Source organism: Dysgonomonas gadei ATCC BAA-286, assembly GCF_000213555.1.
GTDB classification, from domain to species: Bacteria; Bacteroidota; Bacteroidia; order Bacteroidales; family Dysgonomonadaceae; genus Dysgonomonas; species Dysgonomonas gadei.
In genome coordinates this window covers 195,220-217,281 of the sequence record NZ_GL891981.1, presented here as the reverse complement: position 1 = coordinate 217,281, position 22,062 = coordinate 195,220, and the positions used below count along the sequence as shown (strand labels likewise).

Genomic DNA, 22,062 nt, shown 5'->3' with positions numbered 1-22,062 from the left:
TAGTCAATTTTAAGTGGGGAAAAGTGGGGAAAAGTGTATAATTTTCATACCTTTACGTCACATATTGTATATTGTTAAAATTCAAAGTGTTAATGATTCAATTTTTGGGCAATATAGAAGCGAAAATCGACGCGAAGGGGAGAGTCTTTGTGCCGGCTGCTTTCAGGAAGATTCTTCAATCTTCTGCCCAGAATACATTGATACTCAGAAAAGATCTGTTTCAGGATTGCCTCGTCCTCTATCCGGTGGAGGTATGGGAAGAAGAGGTAGCAAAATTACGTTCGCGCTTAAACAGATGGGATCGGGAGCAGCAAGCTCTTTTCAGGCAGTTTGTTGTCGATGCCGAACGTCTCGATATAGATACGAACGGGCGCATCCTGATATCGAAGCGATATTGCCAGATGGTAAGTATCGTATCCGATGTCAGGTTCTTGGGAGTGGATAATACGATTGAGATATGGGCAAAAGAAGGGCTGGAGAAAACGCTTATTCCGGCAGATGATTTCAGTTCCCGTATACAGGCATTAATGAACAACGACTCACAAAACGGCTAACCATGACTGAGATGTACCATATACCTGCACTGCTCCACGAAAGTGTGGACGGTATGAATATTCGTACCGGCAGCATTTGTGTCGACGTTACTTTTGGTGGTGGCGGACATTCAAAAGAGATTCTTTCCCACCTCGGCAACAAGGGACATCTTTATGCTTTCGATCAGGATGAAGACGCTATCAACAATATACAGGAGGATAGTAAATTCACGTTCATCCGAAGCAATTTCCGCTTTCTGAAGAACTTTATTAAATATCACGGTGTAGAAGAAGTAGACGCTATTCTTGCCGATCTGGGCGTGTCGTCACATCATTTCGATGCCGAAGACCGAGGGTTTTCTTTCCGCTTCGAAGATAGTGACCTGGATATGCGCATGAATCAGAAAGCCGGAAAAACGGCAGCACAGATTCTGAATACATACACAGAAGAACAACTGGCTGATATTTTTTACTTATATGGAGAACTCAAGCCGTCGAGGCGCATTGCATCTGCAATAGTAAAGACCCGCAAAGAAAAGCCTTACAGGAAAGTAAGTGACTTGCTGGATACACTGAATTCCTTTGTAGGAAGAGGTGAAAAAGAAAAGAAAGTATTGGCTCAGGCCTTTCAGGCACTTCGCATAGAGGTGAATGAAGAGATGGAAACTCTGAAAGAAATGCTCGAACAGGCACTTGATATATTGAAACCGGGCGGTCGCCTGGTAGTTATTACCTACCATTCTTTAGAAGACAGGCTTGTGAAGAACTTCTTTAAGACAGGTAACTTTGAAGGGAAAGTGGAAAAAGATTTCTTCGGAAACTTTGAAACGCCATTCAAATTGATAAACAATAAAGTAATTGTGCCTTCACGGGAAGAAGAGGAAAGAAATCCGCGTTCGAGAAGCGCTAAACTAAGGATAGCAGAGAAAATTTGAGTTGTAAATAAATTACATAGGACTTGTAATAGGAATGAAAGCGAAAGATATAAAAAAGAAAGTGATGTATATTCTGGGAGGAACAGTCCTTACTGAGGATTTTTTCTGGAAGAATGCACGTTTCATTATCACTGTTTTTGTTATTCTGGTCTTATATATAAGTAACAGATACAGTTGTATAGAAAAGAGGTCTCAGATAGAGTCGTTGCAACATGAACTGAAAGATGCGAAATTCGAATCATTAACTATTGCGGCGCAGCTGATGGGGGTAAGCCGGGAGTCGAAAGTTGAATCTTTGATCCAGCAGAACGGAGTAGACTTGCAGCAAACCAAGGAGCCTATTTATAAAATTAAGAAATAGAAGAGACTTTCTCGGAAAAAGGATATGGCAAAGAAGTCAGACGGAACAATGAAGAATGTGGCAGTCAGCCGTTACGGTTGGATTGTCTTTTTCATGTCTTTCGTATTTATAGCAATCATTGTCTGCATTTTCAAAATCAAATATGCGGAAGGGCCCGAATGGCGCGAGCTTGGCAAACAGGAAACTGTAAAAAAAGACCGGGAGATACGCCCCAACCGCGGAAATATATATGCCGACGACGGCCGTCTGCTTGCAACTAGCGAACCTTTATATGGCGTATATGTCGACTTCATGTCGGAGGGTATAAAGAAAGATACGCTGATGAAATATGCAACACCTCTTTCTCAGGAGTTAGCGAAAAAATTTCCGGACAGAAATGCCGCCCAATACAAAAAGATAATATTAGATGGTTGGGCGCTTAGCCGCAAAGAACTGGATGAACTGGAGCGCAACCGAAAAAGCGGTTCCAATAAGAAAATAAAGGTAAGAAGCCGTTATGTAAGAATTATCCGTCCCGATATAAACTATGTAGACCTGAAAGAGCTGAAAACATTCCCATTCTTCAATCAGCGCAGCAACAGGAGCGGACTTTTCACCGAAGAAAAGACCATGCGCCTAAAACCTTTCGGTCGATTGGCAGGACGAACTGTAGGCTCTATATTTAAAGATTTTGAAGACGGGGGAGCGAGTGGACTGGAGCTGAAATATGATTCGATACTTAAAGGTGTGCCCGGGTTGAAAACACGCGAACGTGTACAGGGCCGTTGGATAGATGTAGTATTGGAAGAACCTACCGATGGCTGGGATATAAAGACTACACTGAATGTAGACATTCAGGATATGGCCGAAAAAGCCCTTTACGGCAAACTGGCTGAAACAAAAGCTGAATCAGGCGTCGCCATTGTAATGGAAGTAGCTACCGGCGAAATAAAAGCGATAACCAATCTCGACAGAGTATCGGAAGGGGTATACGCCGAAGGAAACCCGAATGCATTCTCGTGGATGTCCGAACCGGGTTCCACATTCAAGACCGTATCGGTGATGGTAGCCCTCGAGGACGGGGTAGTTACACCAAATGACTCCGTGCGTGTCGGCAATGGGCTTTTCGAATATAAAGGCCGGGTTGTACGCGACCACTATTGGCGTACAGGCGGACGCAAAGAGTTTATGACTATTACCGAAGGTATGTATATTTCTTCGAATGTTGTTATGACTAAAATGATTTTGAAGGGATATGAGAATAATCCTCAGAAATATGCGCAACATATCCGTGACTTAGGTATTACCAAGAAAATAGAATGGGACGTACCTCTCAAAGGTATAGAAGGTACATCCATAGTCCGCATGCCTGATGATAAGGCAAATCCATGGTCAAAAACAACTCTGGCATGGATGTCGTTCGGTTATGAGACTCAGATTCCGCCTATCTACATGCTGATGTTTTACAATGGTATAGCCAATAATGGGAAGATGATAAAACCTTTCCTTACCAAAGCCTTTATGAAAGACGGCAAAGTGAAGGAAGAGTTCGAGACAGAAGTTATCAATCCGGCATTATGCTCCGAGAAAACGTTAGTGCAGGTACGTGAAATGCTCAGAGGGGTAGTGTCTGACGGTCTGGGAAAAGCAGCCGGTTCTCCACTTTTCCAGTCGGCAGGTAAGACAGGTACGGCAATGATTGCATCACGGGGAGGATACGAAGGTTACTATGTTTCGTTTTGTGGATATTTTCCTGCAGAAGATCCAAAATATACATGTTTTGTAGGTATACGCAGACCACAGGGTTCTCCATCGGGAGGGCTTATGGCCGGAACGGTGTTCAAGGCTATAGCCGAAGGCATTTATACTAAGCATTTGGTATCTACGCCTCTGCCTGCACCGAAAGATACTGTGAACTCCTTGATTCCTGTAGTTAAAGGTGGCTTACTAAAGAATACAGAGTTTGTGCTGAAAAAGCTAGACCAGAATTATACATTTTCAGGTAGTAATATCGACTGGATAAAGACGAAGAGTGACTCACTGTCAGGTGGAATTATACTGGAAGATAATGCTTCCGTAAAACAAGGCCTTGTTCCTAACGTTATAGGTATGGGGGCACGAGATGCTGTCTATCTATTGGAAAATGCCGGGCTTAGAGTCAATCTGACAGGAGAGGGAAAAGTGAAGAGGCAATCTATCCCTGCCGGAAACCGGATAGTAAAAGGCGGTGGCATTACAATAGAATTAAATTAAAGTGCAGACCTATTTATTACTTGATTAAGTTCGTAAGCAATAGATCGTTAAACTGATTGGTAATATTATTAATACTCTCTTTAACTAGATAAAGAATACAGATATGAAATTAAAGGATTTATTAAAAGGCATAGATATAGTTGAAATAAAAGGAAATGAAAACCTTGAAATAACTGGTATTCAGACCGACTCACGTAAAGCAATCGCCGGTTCTGCCTTTATCGCCCTCAAAGGAGTACAGGTAGACGGGCACCAATATATAAACAACGCCCTCGACTTAGGAGCTAAAGTTGTAATCCATCAGGAGAAAGTAGATACTTCGAGAGAGGGAATTACATATATAAAGGTAAAAGACAGCGCTGACGCGGCAGGCAAAATAGCTACCCTCTGGTATGGAGACCCTTCTGCTAAACTGAAACTGGTGGGAGTTACCGGAACGAATGGCAAAACCACCACTGCCACATTGCTATATGAGATGTTCCGTAAGTTCGGGAATAAAGTAGGATTACTGTCCACAGTAGCTAACTATATTGATGGCACGGTATATCATGCCACACATACTACGCCTGATCCATTGTCGCTGAATGAGATGCTGGCAAAGATGGTAGATGCTGGCTGCGAATATGCTTTTATGGAAGTAAGTTCACATGCTATACATCAGAAGCGCATCAGCGGATTAAAATTCGACGGAGGCATTTTTACCAATATCACACAGGATCATCTTGATTATCACAAAACGATGGCTGAGTACCTGAAAGCAAAAAAGATGTTTTTCGACAATTTACCCGAAACTGCTTTTGCCCTTACCAACGCCGATGACAAGAACGGAGCGGTAATGCTTCAGAATACAAAAGCGAAGAAATATACTTATTCGGTAAAAACTTTGGCCGATTTTAAAGCTAAGATTATAGAGAAGCACTTCGACGGCACAGCTGTCGAATTCAATAATAAGGAATTGCAGGTGCAGTTTGTCGGTGTGTTCAATGTTTATAATTTATTAGCTGTGTATGGAACAGCCGTTCTGCTGGGGCAGGATCCGGATGAGGCGTTGCTCATCCTGAGTACATTAAAACCGGTATCGGGACGTTTCGAGACATTACGCTCTCCTGAGAATTATACCGCTATTGTTGATTATGCACATACACCGGATGCTTTAACGAATGTGCTGGAAGCCATCCATGAAGTACTGGAAGGTAACGGGCGTGTAATTACTGTAGTCGGCTGTGGAGGCAACAGAGATAAGACCAAACGTCCGATTATGGCACGTGAGGCTGTGCGCCTGAGCGATCAAGTAATACTTACATCCGACAATCCGCGATTCGAAGAACCACAGGCCATTATCAACGATATGGCTGACGGGCTGAACAGCCAGCAAATGAAGAAAACGCTATTGATCGTAGAGCGTGAGCAAGCTATAAAAACAGCTTGTACATTGGCCAAAGAGGGCGACGTAATCCTTATAGCAGGAAAAGGCCATGAAGATTATCAGGATGTAAAAGGCGTGAAACATCACTTCGATGACAGGGAAGTAGTAAGAAATATTTTTGGAGAATAAAAAAATCAGAAGGAGCAAATGTTATATTATCTATTCGACTATTTAGACCAGTTAGATTTCCCGGGTGCGGGGATGTTCAGGTATGTCTCGTTCCGTGCAGCCATGGCACTGGTATTATCATTATTGATATCCACTATCATAGGACGCCGTATCATCGACAAACTGCAAAAACTACAAATCGGGGAGATAGTCCGCAATCTTGGACTGGAAGGGCAATTGAGTAAAAAAGGAACGCCTACAATGGGAGGTATTATCATTATCATCTCCATACTTGTACCCGTTTTGCTTTTAGCCCGTTTAGATAATATATATATCATCCTGATGCTTATTACAACCGTCTGGCTGGGAGTGCTCGGCTTTTTGGACGATTATATCAAAGTGTTCAAAAAGGATAAGGAAGGACTGCATGGTAAGTTTAAGATAATAGCTCAGATAGGTCTCGGACTAATTGTGGGTATGACGCTTTACCTGAGTCCCGACGTTATTATCCGTGAAAATATAGAATTCCGCAATCAGGATAATGTCATAGAACGGGTCAGTTATACTGCCGAAGGAGCAAAGTCGACACAGACTACCATCCCTTTCATGAAGAATAACAACCTAGACTATGAAGACCTTGTCTCTTTCATGGGAGACTATGCAGAACCGGCTGCCTGGATACTGTTTGTTACCATTGTTATATTCATTGTAACAGCTGTATCGAACGGTGCCAATCTGACCGATGGGCTCGACGGGCTTGCGGCCGGCAGCTCGGCAATAATAGGGGTTACGTTAGGGATACTGGCATATGTATCCGGGCACATTGAGTTTGCCTCCTATCTGAATATAATGTTTATTCCGGGTAGTCAGGAGCTCGTGATATTTGCCTCGGCATTCATCGGGGCTACAGTTGGTTTCTTATGGTACAATGCATTTCCCGCACAGGTATTTATGGGAGATACGGGCAGTTTAACGCTGGGAGGTATAATAGGGGTTTTCGCTGTGGTTATCCATAAAGAATTATTGCTGCCTATATTATGCGGTATTTTTATGGTAGAGAGCCTTTCGGTAATGATACAGGTGTTTTATTTTAAACTGACCAAGAAAAAATACGGTGAAGGACGCCGTGTATTTAAAATGACGCCTCTGCATCATCATTTCCAGAAAGCGGGAAATTCTGGTATACAGGCTTTATTCCAAAAACCGATAGGAGCTGTGCCGGAATCGAAAATTGTAGTACGTTTCTGGATTATAGGAATTATCCTGGCTGTACTTACATTAGCAACGTTGAAAATGAGATAAAAATAATTTCAAGATTTCAGATTTAAAAATTTCAAGATTAAGTCTTGAATAAAAATCCTGAAACTTGAAATCTTCAAATCTTGAAATAAAAAAACAGATGAACAAAATTATCATACTGGGAGGTGGCGAAAGCGGAGTTGGTTCGGCCATACTTGCGCAAGCAAAAGGATTCGATGTTTTTTTGTCGGATAACGGCCCTTTGCAGGACAAGTATAAAGCGGAACTGGAGCAATACGGTATTCCTTATGAAGAAAAAGGACACACAGAAGAACTTGTACTTGCTGCAACCGAAATTATAAAAAGTCCGGGTATTCCTAATTATGCTCCTCTTGTTCATAAGGCTATAGAAAAAGGTATTCCCATTCTCTCCGAAATGGAATTTGCCAAACGTTACACGACTGCTAAAATGATTTGTATTACAGGCAGTAATGGTAAAACGACCACAACCAGCCTGATATACCATATACTGAAATCGGCGGGGCTGAATGTAGGACTGGGAGGAAATATCGGTAGAAGTTTTGCCCGTCAGGTCGCGGAAGAAAACTATGATTATTATGTATTGGAACTAAGTAGTTTCCAACTCGAAAACATGTATTCTTTCAAAGCTGATATCGCCATCTTACTGAATATCACGCCTGACCATCTGGACAGATACGACCATGATATACAGAAATATATAGATGCTAAGATGCGTATTGTACAGAACCAGACCGAAGCCGATGCATTCATATTCTGGGAGGAAGACCCTATTGTAAGTAAAGAAATTAAGAAACTGGTATCTAAAGGTAAACAATATACATTCGCCGAACACAAGGTTGGCAATGCAATCGCTTACCTGAATGATCATGAAATAGATATTAACACTCCTAATTCCGCTTTTATTATGGAACAGGATTTATTAGCTCTGGAAGGCACGCACAATCTGTACAACTCATTAGCATCGGGTATTGCCGCTAAGTTGCTGGATATAACCGACGACAATCTTCGTCATTCACTCAGCGACTTTCAGGGGGTAGAGCATCGTCTCGAAAAGGTAGCTAAAGTAAAAGGCATTCAGTTTATCAATGACTCTAAGGCTACCAATGTGAATTCATGCTGGTATGCTTTGCAGAGTATGAAAACAAAAGTAGTTTTGATACTTGGGGGAACGGATAAAGGTAATGATTATACCGAGATAGAACAGTTGGTAAAGGACAAAGCGCGCGCCCTTGTATTTCTGGGTGTGGACAATAGCAAACTGCATAAGTTCTTTGATGGTAAAGTAAAGAACATAGCAGATGCATCATCCATGAAAGAAGCTGTAGAAAAATCTTATGCATTGGCAGAAGAGGGAGATACAGTATTGCTATCACCCTGCTGTGCCAGTTTCGACCTCTTTAAGAATTACGAAGACAGGGGTGATCAATTTAAAGAATATGTCAGAAAATTGTAATTAGATATGGAATTCAATTTTTTAGGAAGGGCGTTTAAAGGAGATAAAGTTATATGGTGCATATTCATTGCATTGTGTATTATCTCTTTGCTTGAAGTATTTAGTGCTACAAGTACAATCGCCTACCGTCAGCAGAGTCACTGGGCGCCTATACTCCGTCATGCAGCATTCTTGCTGATCGGGTTTGCTGTGGTTATGTTCCTGCAAAGGGTGCCTACCCGCTTCTTCTCTACTCTATTATTGGGACTGCCCATTTCGGCCATACTGCTTATTTTCACCATGTTTATGGGGCAGGATGTGAATGGTGCGCAACGTTGGCTGGGGGTAGGTGCCTTTACGATACAACCATCTGAGTTTGCAAAGATATCGGCTATCGGCTTTATAGCCTTCTTTTTGAGTAAAATGAAGCCCGAAAATGAAAGTTGGATTTTTAAAACATTGATTATCGGAATAGGTGCAATCTGTGCATTGATTGCACCTGAAAACTTATCCACAGCATGCCTTCTCTTTGGTGTATCTGTAATGATGTTATGGATTGGACAGGTGAAATTTAAACGGTTGTTGAAGGTTGGTCTAAGCGGTGCGGCTTTGGTCGGACTTGTGTTGCTTTGTATAACTTTATTACCCGATAAAGTTGTTAAGGACTACTTCCCTGATCGTCTTACCACATGGAAAAACCGTATAGAAAGACACTCCGGTGAACAGGAAGGAACCTCTATCCACGATAGAAAAGAAGACGGGACAATTGCCTATAAAATCACAGACGACAATTATCAGGTGTCGCATGCTAAAATAGCGATTGCAAACGGAGGCGTTATCGGGCTTCCCGGCAGTGGTGTAGAGCGGGATTTTCTGCCACAGGCATATTCCGATTTCATTTTTGCGATTGTTCTCGAAGAAATGGGTTTGCTCGGTGGATTATTTGTACTACTTTTATATGTCGCATTAATGATCCGGTGTGGGGTACTTGCATCGAAATGCGAAAAGAAATTTCCCCGCTACCTCATTCTGGGGGCAGGACTTATACTTACGATACAGGCTTTGGCTAATATGGCCGTTGCAGTCAATCTTATACCCGTAACAGGGCAGCCATTACCATTGGTCAGCCGGGGAGGAACTTCTACCATTATTACTTGCGCTTATTTCGGGATTATTTTGGCTTGTTCTTCGAAACTGAACGATTCAGATCATGAAGATGTAGACGAAAGCATTGCGAATGTGGATTTTGAAACTTTTGATGAAGCAAATAGAATATGAAACAGCTAAAAGTAATAATAAGCGGTGGAGGCACAGGAGGGCATATATTCCCTGCTATAGCTATCGCCAATACGATAAAAGAGCGTTACCCTGATGCTGAAATCCTCTTTGTAGGAGCGACCGGGCGTATGGAAATGGAGAAAGTCCCTGCAGCCGGATATGAAATTATCGGTCTGGAAATATCTGGTCTTAACAGAAAAAATATCTTTAAGAATATATCTACCGTATTGAAATTCCAGAAGAGCTTAATAAAAGCGAAACGGATACTCAAGGATTTCCGGCCCGATGTCGTAATAGGTGTGGGGGGCTATGCGAGTGGTCCGGTGCTATACAAAGCGAATGCGTTGAAAATACCGACACTTATCCAGGAACAGAATTCCTATGCCGGGGTTACAAATAAATTCTTGTCAAAGAAGGCTTCTGTAGTATGTGTTGCATATGAAGGGATGGAACATTTCTTTCCTGAAAGCAAAATAGTAATGACAGGCAATCCATGCCGTCAGGAGTTACTATCTCCTACTATTACCAAGGAGGAAGCAGATAAGGAATTTAATCTCGATCCGGACAAAAAAACAATCCTGCTCATAGGTGGAAGTTTAGGTTCGAGAATGATGAATAAAAGTATTCTGTCGGGAATTGATGAACTGGCAAAGTCTGATGTACAATTGCTTTGGCAATGCGGAAAGCTCTATTCATTCGAAATGAATATGGATTTATCCGGTAAAGGCAACCCTGAAAATATACATATCTATGAATTTATATCGCGGATGGATTTAGCCTATAAAGCTGCTGATCTGGTTATTTCCCGTGCGGGGGCAAGCTCTATCTCCGAACTTAGCCTGCTCGGAAAGCCTGTGATATTAGTACCTTCGCCGAATGTATCGGAAGATCATCAGACAAAGAATGCGATGGCGCTGGTAAACAAAAATGCGGCTATTCTGGTCAGGGATGATGAAGCGATCGAAAAACTTGTACCTGTGGCATTAGACGTAATACAGAATAAAGAAAAACTTAAAATTTTATCAGAGAATATTCTGAAAATGGCACAACCCGATTCTGCCAACCGTATTGTGGATGAGGTTATTAAATTGGTAAAGGAAAATGAATAATATACAATCTATATATTTTATAGGAATAGGCGGTATAGGGATGAGCAATCTAGCCCGTTACTTTATGTCGAAAGGCAAAAAGGTTGCCGGATATGACCGGACCGAAACACCTCTAACAAAAGATCTGGTAACCGAAGGTGCTGAAATCCATTATACTGATGATATAAAGCTTATACCGGATTATTGCAAAGATAAGGAAAGTACACTGGTTGTATATACACCTGCCGTACCGGCTGAGAATGAAGAAGTCAGGTATTTTCACCAGAACGGATTTACTATACAGAAAAGGGCGCAGGTATTAGGCATAATTACAAAATCGAGTAAAGCTCTCTGTTGTGCAGGCACACATGGGAAGACTACAACATCCAGTATGCTGGCACACATTCTTAAACAGTCGCATCTCGATTGTAATGCTTTTCTGGGTGGTATATTGAAAAATTACGGCAGTAACCTGATGCTTTCCGATAAAAGCGAATTCACAGTGGTGGAAGCAGATGAGTACGACCGTTCTTTCCATTGGCTACATCCTTATATGGCACTGATAACTTCTGTCGATCCTGACCATCTGGATATATATGGTACGGAAGAAGAATATCTGAAAAGCTTTGAGAAGTTTACAAGCCTTATCCAGCCCGGAGGGGCATTGGTAATGAAACATAATATAAAGCTTTCGCCAAAAACAGGAAAAGATGTACGGATATATACTTATTCGATGGACAAAGGAGATTTCCATGCACAGAATATAAAAATAGGAAATGGTGAAATTAGTTTCGATTTTGTTACACCAAAGGAAACGATTGATAACATACAGCTCGGTGTACCGGTAAAAATAAATATAGAAAACGGCATTGGCTCCATGGCTCTTGCCTGGCTTAACGGAGTCACCGCGGAAGAATTACGGCATGGCATGGCTACCTTTATGGGAGCAAAGCGCCGCTTCGATTTCTTGCTAAAAACGGATAAGATAGTGATGATAGATGATTATGCGCACCATCCGGAAGAACTGGCCGCAAGCATAACATCTGTCAAGGAACTATACCCGAACCGCAAACTGACTGGTATCTTTCAGCCGCATCTATATACACGGACTCGGGATTTTGCTCCTGAATTTGCGAGAAGCCTGTCTCTATTGGATGAATTAATCCTGCTGGATATTTATCCGGCAAGAGAAAAACCGATAGAGGGTGTGACCTCGAAGATTATTTTCGATAAAGTCACGTGTCCTAAAACATTGTGCAACAAAGAGGAATTATTACCTTTATTGGAAAATAAGGATAATATAGAGGTTCTGCTCACTATGGGAGCAGGAGATATCGACCAGTTACTGAAACCGATAAAAGATATATTGGAGAAGGAATATTTATGAATAAAACATCTTCATATGGCTTTCCTCCTAATCCGATAGAAAAGCAGGGACATACTCTTGAATTTCAGGATGAATTTGAATTGAGTGTTTTAAATACAGATAATTGGATTCCTTGTTATCTACCTCAGTGGAGTTCGAGAGAGAAGTCCCGACCTAATTATCATTTTAGTGATGGTAACCTTGTATTGGAAATAACAGACGACCAGCAACCATGGTGCCCTGAGTTTAATGGTGAGGTAAAGTGCTCATCTTTGCAAACCGGACTATATGCCGGTCCTCTGGGAACAGATAAGGGACAGCATAAGTTTAATGAAAAATGTATTGTAAGGGAAGAGCAAATCAGTCATAAAAAATATTTGCCCCAATACGGTTACTTCGAAATCAGGGCAAAAGTTCCGGATACAGTTTCAAATGTAGCTGCATTTTGGATGATAGGATATGAAGAGCAACCTGAGCAATCGGCAGAAATATGTATTGTTGAGATAAAAGGTTGCAATGTCGAAAAAGAGTCCTCAATTATTGGATATGGGATACATAGATTTAATGATCCGGCTTTGGAAGAAGCTTTTCACGAAGAACGTTTCAATATGGATGTCACACAGTTTCATATTTATGCAGCAGATTGGGGTCCTGAGAAAGTGGATTTTTATATTGACAATAAACTGATCAGGTCGATAAAGCAATCACCTGCATATCCAATGCAGTTCATGTTGAATATATACGAACTTCCTACGGGGAAAGAAAAAATCGGTTCGGATCTGATTTATCCGAAAGAGTTTACAATAGATTACATAAGGGGGTACAGAAAGATACAGTAGTTATGAAAAAAGTATTAGTCATCATTGGGATTTGCCTGCTTGCAGGCTATCTCATTTTCTCGGTTTTCTACTTTCAGGGAAAACCAAAGGATGGCGTGTGTTCCAAGTTTGAGGTCGAGGTAAAGAACGGTACTGATGACGAGCAGTTTGTAGATACAGAAGATATAGCCCAATATATAAAAGAAAAGGGGCTGGATCCGACAGGTAAACAAATAAAAGATATCAACACAAACGCAATAGAAGAGGCTATATTGACAAATCAACTTGTGAAAAAGGCTGATGTATTTGTTACCAATAACGGGGCTATAAAAGTGTCCATAGAAGAACGTAAACCTGTACTGAGAGTTATGTCCGGCACAGGAGAAAATTACTATATTGACAATGAAGGCCGCAAGATGCCTCTGTCGAGACGTTTCACCGCATATCTGCCTATTGCCACCGGAGCAATAAAAGAAGACTTCGCAAAGACCGACTTATACAAATTTGCACTATTTTTGCATAATGATAAGTTCTGGAACGCACAAATTGAGCAAATTGTAGTCCTGCCTAATCAGGATATAAAATTAATACCCCGTGTAGGCGATCACCAGATTATCTTGGGAAACCTATACGGATATAAGGAAAGGTTGGATAAATTGCTAGCTTTTTATGAAAACGGGCTTAACGAAACGGGATGGAACAAGTATTCCGTTATTAATTTGAAATTTGACAAACAAGTTGTCTGTACAAAACGTTAAATGAAGAATAGATATTTTACCGGTTTTATCCAAACCGGTTTATAAAGATAGGAATTATATGGAGCAATCAGGATTTATAGTAGGCATCGACTTAGGTACATCCAAGATAATTGGAGTAGTAGGTCGTAAGAACGAGCAGGGAGTGATTTCCATTCTTGCATCGGAAAGTATTCCTTCCGATTCGTGTGTAAAATACGGTGTAATATACAATATAGACGAAGCGGCAGGTAAGATTAAGAAACTTATCAACTTGCTCGAAAACAAAACAGGTAAGAAAATAGGAAAGGCGTATGTGTCGGTTGCCGGAAAATCACTTCGGGCAATAGAGCATAAGGAAACCAAATTATTGGATGGAACAACGCCTATCACTTTTGCTTTGTTGGACAATCTGGAACAACAGGCGAAACTCAATAAGCCTGAGTTTTTTACTAACTATAGTGTTCTTGCTCCCGAATACTATCTGGACGGAAATTATGAGGAAGACCCGATAGATAAAACAGGTTCCACTCTCGAAGGCCATTACCGTCTGGTTATAGGCCGCCCGAATATAAAGACCAATCTGGCAAAAAGTATAACCGAGAAAGCCCAGATAGAAATTGCAGGCTACATAGTAGGACCTGTTGCTGCCGGAGCGCTGGTACTTGACGAACATGACAGGCAGGCGGGATGCGCCCTTGTGGATTTTGGGGCAAGTACTACAACTCTTTCCATATACAAAGGGGGTTTGTTGCGGTTCATGTCAGTCATACCATTTGGCGGGCGTACTATAACAAAAGATGTACAGGAACTTGGCTTCGTTTTCGAATCTGCAGAGACCTACAAAATCCGCTACGGAAAATTAGGAAAAGAGAAGAATAAGGCTGCCGCAGACGTTTCTCCCGATGTAGATCTAAGAGAACTGAACAAAGTGATACAACTTCGTCAGGATGAAATTATACTGAATGTTATCAATCAGATAAAATTATCGGGGTATTCAGATGAACTGGATGCAGGTATTATCATGATAGGTGGAGCGTCTCAGATGAACGGCCTGGTCGATTACCTTGCCGAAAAATCTCAACTTCCGGTAAAACGTGCAGTAGCAAAACGCGTATACATAAACAATGCAGCTGAATTACTTCAGAATCCTTTATATACACAGGCCTTGAGTCTGTTGCTTTTTGCCAATGAAAATTGTGAGAAGAAAGAAGTTGTGATACCTAAGGTAGAACCTGTAATTGCTCCTACTCCGCCCCCTACCCCTCCTGTTGAAGAGGAAGAAGAACCGGAGGAAGATACAAAGAAAAACAAAAAGCACAAGAAACAAAAAGACGGCAAACAAACAACTTTGTTTGGCTTTTTTGAAAAAATACAGAACTTCGGAGGAACAATGTTCAACGACGAAGAGTAAATGCAGTAATAAGTAAAATAAATATAAGCTATCAGCTAAAAGTCAACAGCTAAAAATAAACAACCTCTAAAATATGGATGAAAAAATACTTGATTTCCAGTTTCCAAAGAAAACCCAGACTATAATAAAAGTAATTGGTGTAGGAGGTGGCGGTGGTAACGCCGTGAATCATATGTACAACGAAGGAATACACGATGTGTCGTTTGCATTGTGTAACACAGATAATCAAGCTCTTTGCGAATCACCTGTGGAAACCCGTGTCCAGTTGGGACGGAAAACAACGGAAGGCCTTGGAGCGGGTAACCGTCCGGAAGTAGCCAAAGCTGCGGCGGAAGAAAGTCGCGACGATTTGGAAAGACTGCTTAACGACGGTACCAGAATGGCCTTTATCACGGCCGGAATGGGAGGTGGTACAGGTACGGGAGCAGCACCTGTAGTGGCGCGTATTGCGAAAGATATGGGAATCCTTACAGTAGGGATTGTGACTATTCCGTTTGTTTTCGAAGGCCGTAAAAAGATAATACAGGCTTTGCGCGGAGTCGAAGATATAGCGAAGAATGTAGACGCATTGCTGGTTATCAACAATGAGCGTCTGATAGATATTTATGCCGACCTTACTATTCCGAATGCCTTTGCAAAAGCGGATGATACATTGACTATCGCGGCAAAAGGAATCGCGGAAATAATCACGGTACATGGCCATATCAATCTTGACTTTGCCGATGTGAAAACAATCCTCAAAGACGGCGGGGTGGCCATTATGAGTAGCGGATACGGTGAAGGAGAAAGCCGTGTGGAAGATGCGATTGTAAATGCGCTTCACTCTCCGTTGTTGAATAACAATGATGTGTTCGATGCTAAGAAAATATTATTTAATATATATTCAAGCGATGAAAATCCTCTCATTGTTGAAGAAATGGAAGCTGTAGCTAATTTTATGAAACGCTTCGGCCCAGAAATCGAAGTTATCTGGGGTACAGCTACTGATAAGAAACTGGGAGAAAAAGTGAAGATAACTCTTCTTGCCACAGGATTTGGTATGTCCAGTATTCCGGGTATAGATGAGCATTACCGCGAAATGACAGAAGAGGAGGAAATACTCGAAGAAGAACGCATCAGGACAGAGGAAGAAGAAAAACGCCGTATCAACGAGATGATAGAAAAGCACTACGGTAAAGACGGGGTGCAGACAATGGCGGTGAGAACATCTTTCTTCACCCCCAAGCCTATTATCTTATCTACAGAAGAACTGGATAATGACCGTATTGTGGATGCGCTGGAAAATACTCCGGTATTTAAACGTGACGATAAATTTAATCCGGGAGAATATAAGCCCGAAGCAAAGAAACCGGGGGAACTATTCTGATTCGATAGTGTTACATTTGACTCTTTCTGTTACTTAATAAAACAATATAATAAAAAACATATAACCATGAACTTATTCGATCAAGTTAGTGAAGGAATAAAAGATGCAATGCGTGCGAAAGATAAAGTAAGACTGGAAGCACTGCGTGGAATTAAAAAAGAATTCATAGAGGCAAAAACTGCAAAAGGGGCTAATGACGAGCTTTCCGACGAGGCGGCTATCCAAATACTTCAAAAGATGGCAAAGCAACGCCGCGACAGTGCTGCTATTTATACAACTCAGAATCGCGCAGATCTTGCTGAAAACGAATTGGCAGAATTGGCTGTGATAGAAGCTTTTCTTCCGAAACAACTATCGCAAGACGAATTGGATGCTAAAATCGGTGAAATCATCGCTCAGGTTGGGGCAACTTCACCTGCCGATATGGGCAAAGTAATGGGTGTGGCTACAAAGGCGTTAGCCGGAGTTGCAGCAGGTAAAGCCATTTCGGAGACGGTGAAGAAGCTATTGAGCAAATAAAATAGACGAAGATAATCTATATAATTTAAGAGCAGGGTGTAATAAACATTCTGCTTTTTCGTTTTATATAATACTTAGCCTAATCTAAAAATGTATTAACTATGAAATTGAAATTATACCTGCTCATTTCTATAGTATTCATATTGAACATAGCAATGAAATGCGACGAAAAAGATGCAGAGGAAACTATACCGCCCAAACTGATCGGCATAGAAATTTATAATGTAAATAATGAGGGTAAAAATCCAATAGTATCAGATGAGCCGATAAAGAAAGAGGCTTATATAATCGCTATCAGCTATCTGGAAGAAGATGAGTACACTCACGCGGATTATTATTACAATATAACAGGCAGTATCAAATCGGAACGGATATACTGCAATGTCGATATAGGTACAGAATATCCTGCCGGAAGCGAAATTTCCAAACTATTTTCCAAAATAATTTTTGGTCCGAAACCATATAGCCATGCTTTTGTTTTGAGGAAATCAATTCCTGCCGATACATACATCTTCAAGGTTGTGGTGACCGATAATGAAGATAAGATTTTTGAAGCCAGTACCAATCCGATAGAATTATATTGATAATGAAGAGAATGCTATTTTTTATCGTGCCCCTGATTATGTTCTCGGGTAGCCATGCACAGGAAAAGAAATTTTGGTTGGATTTTGAAGTGGAACAAATTTTCGGCTTAAATCAGTGGTTCGATAATCCGGATATTAATAAAGGATTAAGGAAAAACAGGTCGACAGATTTGAAAAGCAGAATAAATTTTCTCATATCCCGAAATATAGGGGTTTATTCCGATCTTTCGGTCTCGTTGTATTCTTACAATAAGAATCATAAGAGCGCTAATTACCTCAATGAGTTTGATCTTAATTCTTATTATCTCAGTAGTGATCATTTTAGCGAAAATGACGGTAATCCCGGTGCCAAACTGACTATTGGTGCATTCTACAAATTCAGGTTCAAAAAATTTGACCTTGTTCCTCATCTGGGTTTTGGCTTGGAGGATATGTATGTTCCATCAGCAAGCTACACGGTGAAAGAACATGATACAAATACAAAGTATAATGTAAGATATATATGGCATCCTGATGATGATAATTTTGTATCCGACAAGAATATAATAACAGCACTTCAACTTACATCCTCTTATAAATTAACCAATACAACCAGTCTTACACTGGGGATAAACTACCGTCTTCGATTGACTAAACCCAAATTCAAAGCAGTAACTACAGACAACTATGATGGCTCAGTCGTGGACGAAATAGAAATAAAAGGGAAGAATATGCATTCTTTAGGCGTCAGTCTGGGCATGTCTTTTGGATGGGGGAAATAGAAATGCTCTTTATTACCGGAACATTTTCTCTATCACATCATCTTCGAGTAATGAGATGATTGTCTTACCATCGGGAGTATGCTTATGCGCAGGGGATGCAAACAGTTGGTCTACAATTTTATTCATCTCCTCGTCGGATAATTTATGCCCATAAGGGATAGATGCCGCATTGGCCATCGACAAGGCAAGGGATTCCTGTATTTCTTCTTTTACATCGCTTCCGCTGTCTACACTCCGGCTTATCATATTATGTACAAGCTGCACAGGATCTACGTTCGTGATTTCGGAAGGTGTTCCGTTTATTGCATAGGCATTGTTGCCAAGATGGCTCAAATCGAATCCTACAGCTTCCAGATCATCCATCAGATAAGGGATCATCGCCGCTTCGGAAGGCGACAACTCTATTATATCGGGAAATAAAGCTCGCTGCGAGATACCTCTCTTTTGACGAATCTGAGCGATAAACTGGTCAAACAGGATACGTACATGTGCCCGGTGCTGGTCTATGAGCATCAGTCCCGATTTTACAGATGTAAGTATGTATTTATTCTTATATTGGTAATGGACTACCATCTCGGTGCTTACAGAAGAGGTATTCATCCCCGGATCGGACGAATGGCCGAATATATTCACATCCGTATCCGGCTCTATATCTAAGTTCGAACTACCCTTATCTTTTTCAAATCCTTCATAGAATTTTTCCCAGTCTACATTCTGACGCTGATAACCTGAGTTTGAGACCGGACTTTTGAAAGGGTTGTATGATGGGTTTATATTCACACGTGGCTGGCTTACATTCTTCGACGGGTCGTGAATAGGTATGTCTATTGCATCCGTTGTATCAAAGTCGATAGTAGGCACCTCATTGAACTTACCTAATGCTTCTTTTACCGCTGCCGATAGTATCTGCCAGATGGGCTGTTCATTCTCGAATTTTATTTCGGTTTTAGTCGGATGTATATTTACATCGATAGTGTCCGGCTCAACATCGAAATAAATGAAATAATTCGGATTTTCGCCCGATGGGATTAACGGTTCGAAAGCGGCTGTCACGGCCTTGTTGAAATACGGATGGCGCATATATCGCCCATTCACAAAGAAATACTGCAAAGCTCTTGTTTTGCGGGCCGATTCGGGTTTGCCCACAAATCCTTTTATCTTTACCAGAGAAGTATCTATATCGATGGATATCAGTTGCTGGTTGAAATTCTTTCCCACCACATTTACAACTCGCTGACGCAGATTGCATGCAGGATACCGGAGAGCTTCAATATCGTTGTCGGTGAAAGAAAATTCTATTCCGGGATTAACCAATACTATCCGTTCCAGCTCGGTAAGTATATTCCTCCGTTCGGTATCATTCGATTTAAGGAACTTACGGCGGGCAGGTACATTGAAAAAGATATTCTTTACCGAAAAATTACTCCCTTTGGGACAGGCGATGCATTCCTGAGTTTCAACTTTCGAACCCGAAATCTGGAGTAAAGTGCCCAGTTCGTCCTCTTCCCTGCGGGTCTTTACTTCTACCTGCGCAATAGCGGCAATAGAAGGCAATGCCTCTCCGCGGAATCCCATTGTATGCAAGGCAAAAAGATCATCAGCCGACCTTATTTTCGAAGTTGCGTGACGTTCAAAAGCCATGCGCACATCGGTGGCGGACATGCCTTTACCGTTGTCGATGACCTGAACTAATGTACGTCCGGCATCCTTGATGATAAGTTGTATAGTGTCGGCCCCTGCATCAATAGCATTTTCGACCAGTTCTTTTACTACGGATGAAGGTCGTTGAATGACCTCTCCCGCGGCAATCTGATTGGCTATAGAATCGGGTAAAAGATGTATTATATCGCTCATATCCTGTATGTCAGTCAACAGTCAACAGTTAGCAGTCAACAATTAACTACTTATTATAATTCGTAATTTATAACTTATAATGGTCTTTATTCTTCTCTGTCAAAGACTGCCGGACGTTTAGGGCGTACATCCCCGGCTTTTTTCGGCGCTTTCCTGAATATATCGTCTTTATCCAGAGGTCTTATATAATCGTACCAGTAAAAGTCTTTCAGCCTTAATTGTTCAGGAGTTATCAAATGGAAAGGGGTTGTTTTTCCTACAGGCTTAGGCCACACGACTAACTTTTCGAACTGGCCGTCATTCATAAAAATCTGCAGATAACTACCTTCCAGCCAATTGAGGACACCGTTTAGTGTACCGTCCCGTTCTTCCGGATAGGCGATTGTTTCTACATTTCCTTCGGCCAAGACTCGTTTTACCTTCTTATTTTCGAAAAAAATCTTCATCGAACGGCTTTTCAGCTGATTGAAGTGTATAGAATCTTTTTCTTCGATAGAGAAACTATACTGCTTTACATGCATCCGATCTATAGTACTGTCATTCATAAAGATATCTATCGTATCACCCGACAGCTGCCTGTTGGTATTCCACAATATAGGGTCGCGATACATATGGATAATAGAATCCTTGGAGTTGAATTGCAGGGAATCACATACACCTTGCATATCGGAACGATAAAACCTTACCCCATAATAGGCCTTTATCATACGGAACTCCTTTTTTGTGGTATCCACAGCATGTAATGCAGAGGTTGTATAAAGCGGCATTGTATCTGCCGGAAGTCCCATGTCTACCCGTGCCGAATCGTTTTGGAATCGGTCGATGATGTGCAAAGAATCCCTGGCCAGAGAGTCCAGAATCAGAGGTTCGGTCTTTATCAGAGAATCTGCCGTTACTGGTTTGATTTTAGGAATATGGGTACTGTCTATAATAGTCAGTAATTTTAGCGTGTCGGCATGTATATACAGGCTGTCTCCTTGCGAATATTCGATACAATAAGCGGAATCGGTAGCTAATGCCGAATTGTTTAGTTCATTATAATAACCGTAATTACCAATAAGAATTATTTTCTTTACAGTATCCTGTAAAAACATATTACCGAATACTTCGCCATAGCCCAGTGTCTTATAATAATAGATAGAATCACCTCTCAGATAGCGGTTTCCTTCTTTATTCATTACTGTCGACTGATCGAGAAGGAGTGATTTCTCGGTCTCAGTATTGTACCATCCGTTGCTCGTATAGATAACTCCGCTGTCGGATACTATTTCGGTCGGAGTAGTGAAGATAGCTATCTTTTCGTTCGTATTATATTTCAACTTATCCGAATAAAGCGTGAAATTCGGATTCTTCAAGATTACGCTATCCTTAAATGTGGCAATGCGGATATTGGGTTCATATTGTCCCCAGAAAGAAGTCAATTCGTTGAGTGAATCTACAAGCATACCGCCGTCGAAATAATAACCGAGATTCAGAGTCCGGTCATAATTAAGACTGTCGGTAAACAATGTTATCGGGTTTCTTTTGCTTTTAGGGGAATGTTCCAGATTAACATTCTCGCGAACCTTTACCAACTTCGTATTCCCGTCATAATGCATATATCTTCCGTTCAGGAACAGGGTATCTCCTTGTTCCATACGGACATTACTGAAAGCTTCGAAAGAATTCTGCTTCTCATCCCAATAAGCACTGTCGCAGTAGAGATAAGCTCCGTCGTGCAAGAATATAACACTGTCTTTTAATATTTGCGGCTCAAAATCAGGCCGTCTTATCAGTCTTTTCGAATTGACCAACTCAATTACTTTTACTCCACCTTTGCTTGCGGACTGCTGTTTCACAGGGTCCTGTGGTTTTTTGGGAACCTGTGTAATATCCGGTTTCACCTGTGGCGACAGTATCGACTGGGCCGAAGCATAAAGAGCAATGAGGCACAGAACACTCACCAGAGGTATTCTATGCCTTTGCATCGCAT

The 22,062-nt window shown here is 41.3% G+C and carries 19 protein-coding genes; 17 read left to right on the top strand and 2 right to left on the bottom strand.

All coding sequences use genetic code 11. From position 1 onward, the window contains the following. Positions 1 to 92: 92 nt before the first annotated feature. The 17 genes from HMPREF9455_RS07570 to HMPREF9455_RS07490 all read left to right on the top strand — a co-directional run bounded on the left by HMPREF9455_RS07570 (position 93) and on the right by HMPREF9455_RS07490 (position 18,236). The gene (locus tag HMPREF9455_RS07570; protein ID WP_006799052.1) at positions 93 to 554 is read left to right on the top strand and encodes a division/cell wall cluster transcriptional repressor MraZ; all 462 of its coding nucleotides are present in this window, start codon (positions 93 to 95) and stop codon (positions 552 to 554) included. A gap of 2 nt (positions 555 to 556) precedes the next feature. After that, positions 557 to 1,468 carry a 16S rRNA (cytosine(1402)-N(4))-methyltransferase RsmH gene (rsmH, locus tag HMPREF9455_RS07565; protein WP_044215703.1) on the top strand — a complete coding sequence of 304 codons (912 nt, stop codon included), beginning with the start codon at positions 557 to 559 and terminating at the stop codon, positions 1,466 to 1,468. A 34-nt stretch (positions 1,469 to 1,502) separates the two neighbouring features. Next, complete coding sequence (locus HMPREF9455_RS07560; RefSeq protein ID WP_006799050.1) at positions 1,503 to 1,829, top strand: FtsL-like putative cell division protein; 327 nt, start codon at positions 1,503 to 1,505, stop codon at positions 1,827 to 1,829. Between the two features lie 24 nt (positions 1,830 to 1,853). Continuing rightward, on the top strand, positions 1,854 to 4,061 hold the full coding sequence (locus HMPREF9455_RS07555) for a penicillin-binding protein (RefSeq protein WP_006799049.1): 2,208 nt from the start codon (positions 1,854 to 1,856) through the stop codon (positions 4,059 to 4,061). Positions 4,062 to 4,164: 103 nt separating this feature from the next. Then, complete coding sequence (locus tag HMPREF9455_RS07550) at positions 4,165 to 5,616, top strand: UDP-N-acetylmuramoyl-L-alanyl-D-glutamate--2,6-diaminopimelate ligase (protein WP_006799048.1); 1,452 nt, start codon at positions 4,165 to 4,167, stop codon at positions 5,614 to 5,616. 18 nt (positions 5,617 to 5,634) lie between these two features. Continuing rightward, positions 5,635 to 6,897: a phospho-N-acetylmuramoyl-pentapeptide-transferase gene (mraY, locus tag HMPREF9455_RS07545; protein WP_006799047.1), complete on the top strand. Its 1,263-nt coding sequence runs from the start codon at positions 5,635 to 5,637 to the stop codon at positions 6,895 to 6,897. A 97-nt stretch (positions 6,898 to 6,994) separates the two neighbouring features. Next, positions 6,995 to 8,329, top strand: coding sequence for a UDP-N-acetylmuramoyl-L-alanine--D-glutamate ligase (murD, locus tag HMPREF9455_RS07540; protein ID WP_006799046.1), 1,335 nt, complete (start codon positions 6,995 to 6,997; stop codon positions 8,327 to 8,329). A 6-nt stretch (positions 8,330 to 8,335) separates the two neighbouring features. Continuing rightward, entirely contained in the window at positions 8,336 to 9,586 is a 1,251-nt protein-coding gene (locus tag HMPREF9455_RS07535) for an FtsW/RodA/SpoVE family cell cycle protein (RefSeq protein WP_006799045.1), read from the top strand. Beyond that, entirely contained in the window at positions 9,583 to 10,695 is a 1,113-nt protein-coding gene (gene murG, locus HMPREF9455_RS07530; protein WP_006799044.1) for an undecaprenyldiphospho-muramoylpentapeptide beta-N-acetylglucosaminyltransferase, read from the top strand. Before HMPREF9455_RS07535 ends, murG begins: the two co-directional genes overlap by 4 nt. After that, the gene (gene murC / locus HMPREF9455_RS07525; protein ID WP_006799043.1) at positions 10,688 to 12,061 is read left to right on the top strand and encodes a UDP-N-acetylmuramate--L-alanine ligase; all 1,374 of its coding nucleotides are present in this window, start codon (positions 10,688 to 10,690) and stop codon (positions 12,059 to 12,061) included. Before murG ends, murC begins: the two co-directional genes overlap by 8 nt. Then, entirely contained in the window at positions 12,058 to 12,879 is an 822-nt protein-coding gene (locus tag HMPREF9455_RS07520; protein WP_006799042.1) for a glycoside hydrolase family 16 protein, read from the top strand. Before murC ends, HMPREF9455_RS07520 begins: the two co-directional genes overlap by 4 nt. A 2-nt stretch (positions 12,880 to 12,881) precedes the next feature. After that, positions 12,882 to 13,616 (top strand): cell division protein FtsQ/DivIB, encoded by a 735-nt coding sequence (locus tag HMPREF9455_RS07515; RefSeq protein ID WP_006799041.1) that lies wholly within the window; start codon positions 12,882 to 12,884, stop codon positions 13,614 to 13,616. Positions 13,617 to 13,674: 58 nt separating this feature from the next. Continuing rightward, positions 13,675 to 15,006 carry a cell division protein FtsA gene (gene ftsA, locus HMPREF9455_RS07510; RefSeq protein ID WP_006799040.1) on the top strand — a complete coding sequence of 444 codons (1,332 nt, stop codon included), beginning with the start codon at positions 13,675 to 13,677 and terminating at the stop codon, positions 15,004 to 15,006. Between the two features lie 73 nt (positions 15,007 to 15,079). Further along, positions 15,080 to 16,372, top strand: a complete 1,293-nt coding sequence (ftsZ, locus tag HMPREF9455_RS07505; RefSeq protein WP_006799039.1) for a cell division protein FtsZ — start codon at positions 15,080 to 15,082, stop codon at positions 16,370 to 16,372. Between the two features lie 66 nt (positions 16,373 to 16,438). Beyond that, the gene (locus HMPREF9455_RS07500) at positions 16,439 to 16,891 is read left to right on the top strand and encodes a GatB/YqeY domain-containing protein (RefSeq protein WP_006799038.1); all 453 of its coding nucleotides are present in this window, start codon (positions 16,439 to 16,441) and stop codon (positions 16,889 to 16,891) included. 101 nt (positions 16,892 to 16,992) lie between these two features. Beyond that, positions 16,993 to 17,475 carry a hypothetical protein gene (locus HMPREF9455_RS07495; RefSeq protein WP_006799037.1) on the top strand — a complete coding sequence of 161 codons (483 nt, stop codon included), beginning with the start codon at positions 16,993 to 16,995 and terminating at the stop codon, positions 17,473 to 17,475. 2 nt (positions 17,476 to 17,477) lie between these two features. Continuing rightward, positions 17,478 to 18,236 carry a hypothetical protein gene (locus HMPREF9455_RS07490; RefSeq protein ID WP_044215700.1) on the top strand — a complete coding sequence of 253 codons (759 nt, stop codon included), beginning with the start codon at positions 17,478 to 17,480 and terminating at the stop codon, positions 18,234 to 18,236. 12 nt (positions 18,237 to 18,248) lie between these two features. On the opposite strand, the gene mutL is transcribed toward HMPREF9455_RS07490, so the two are convergent. Both mutL and HMPREF9455_RS07480 read right to left on the bottom strand, forming a co-directional pair. Next, complete coding sequence (gene mutL, locus HMPREF9455_RS07485; RefSeq protein WP_044215697.1) at positions 18,249 to 20,090, bottom strand: DNA mismatch repair endonuclease MutL; 1,842 nt, start codon at positions 20,088 to 20,090, stop codon at positions 18,249 to 18,251. A gap of 86 nt (positions 20,091 to 20,176) precedes the next feature. Next, a complete protein-coding gene (locus tag HMPREF9455_RS07480; protein WP_006799034.1) occupies positions 20,177 to 22,057 on the bottom strand; it encodes an OstA-like protein in 1,881 nt (626 codons plus the stop codon). Positions 22,058 to 22,062: the final 5 nt, after the last annotated feature.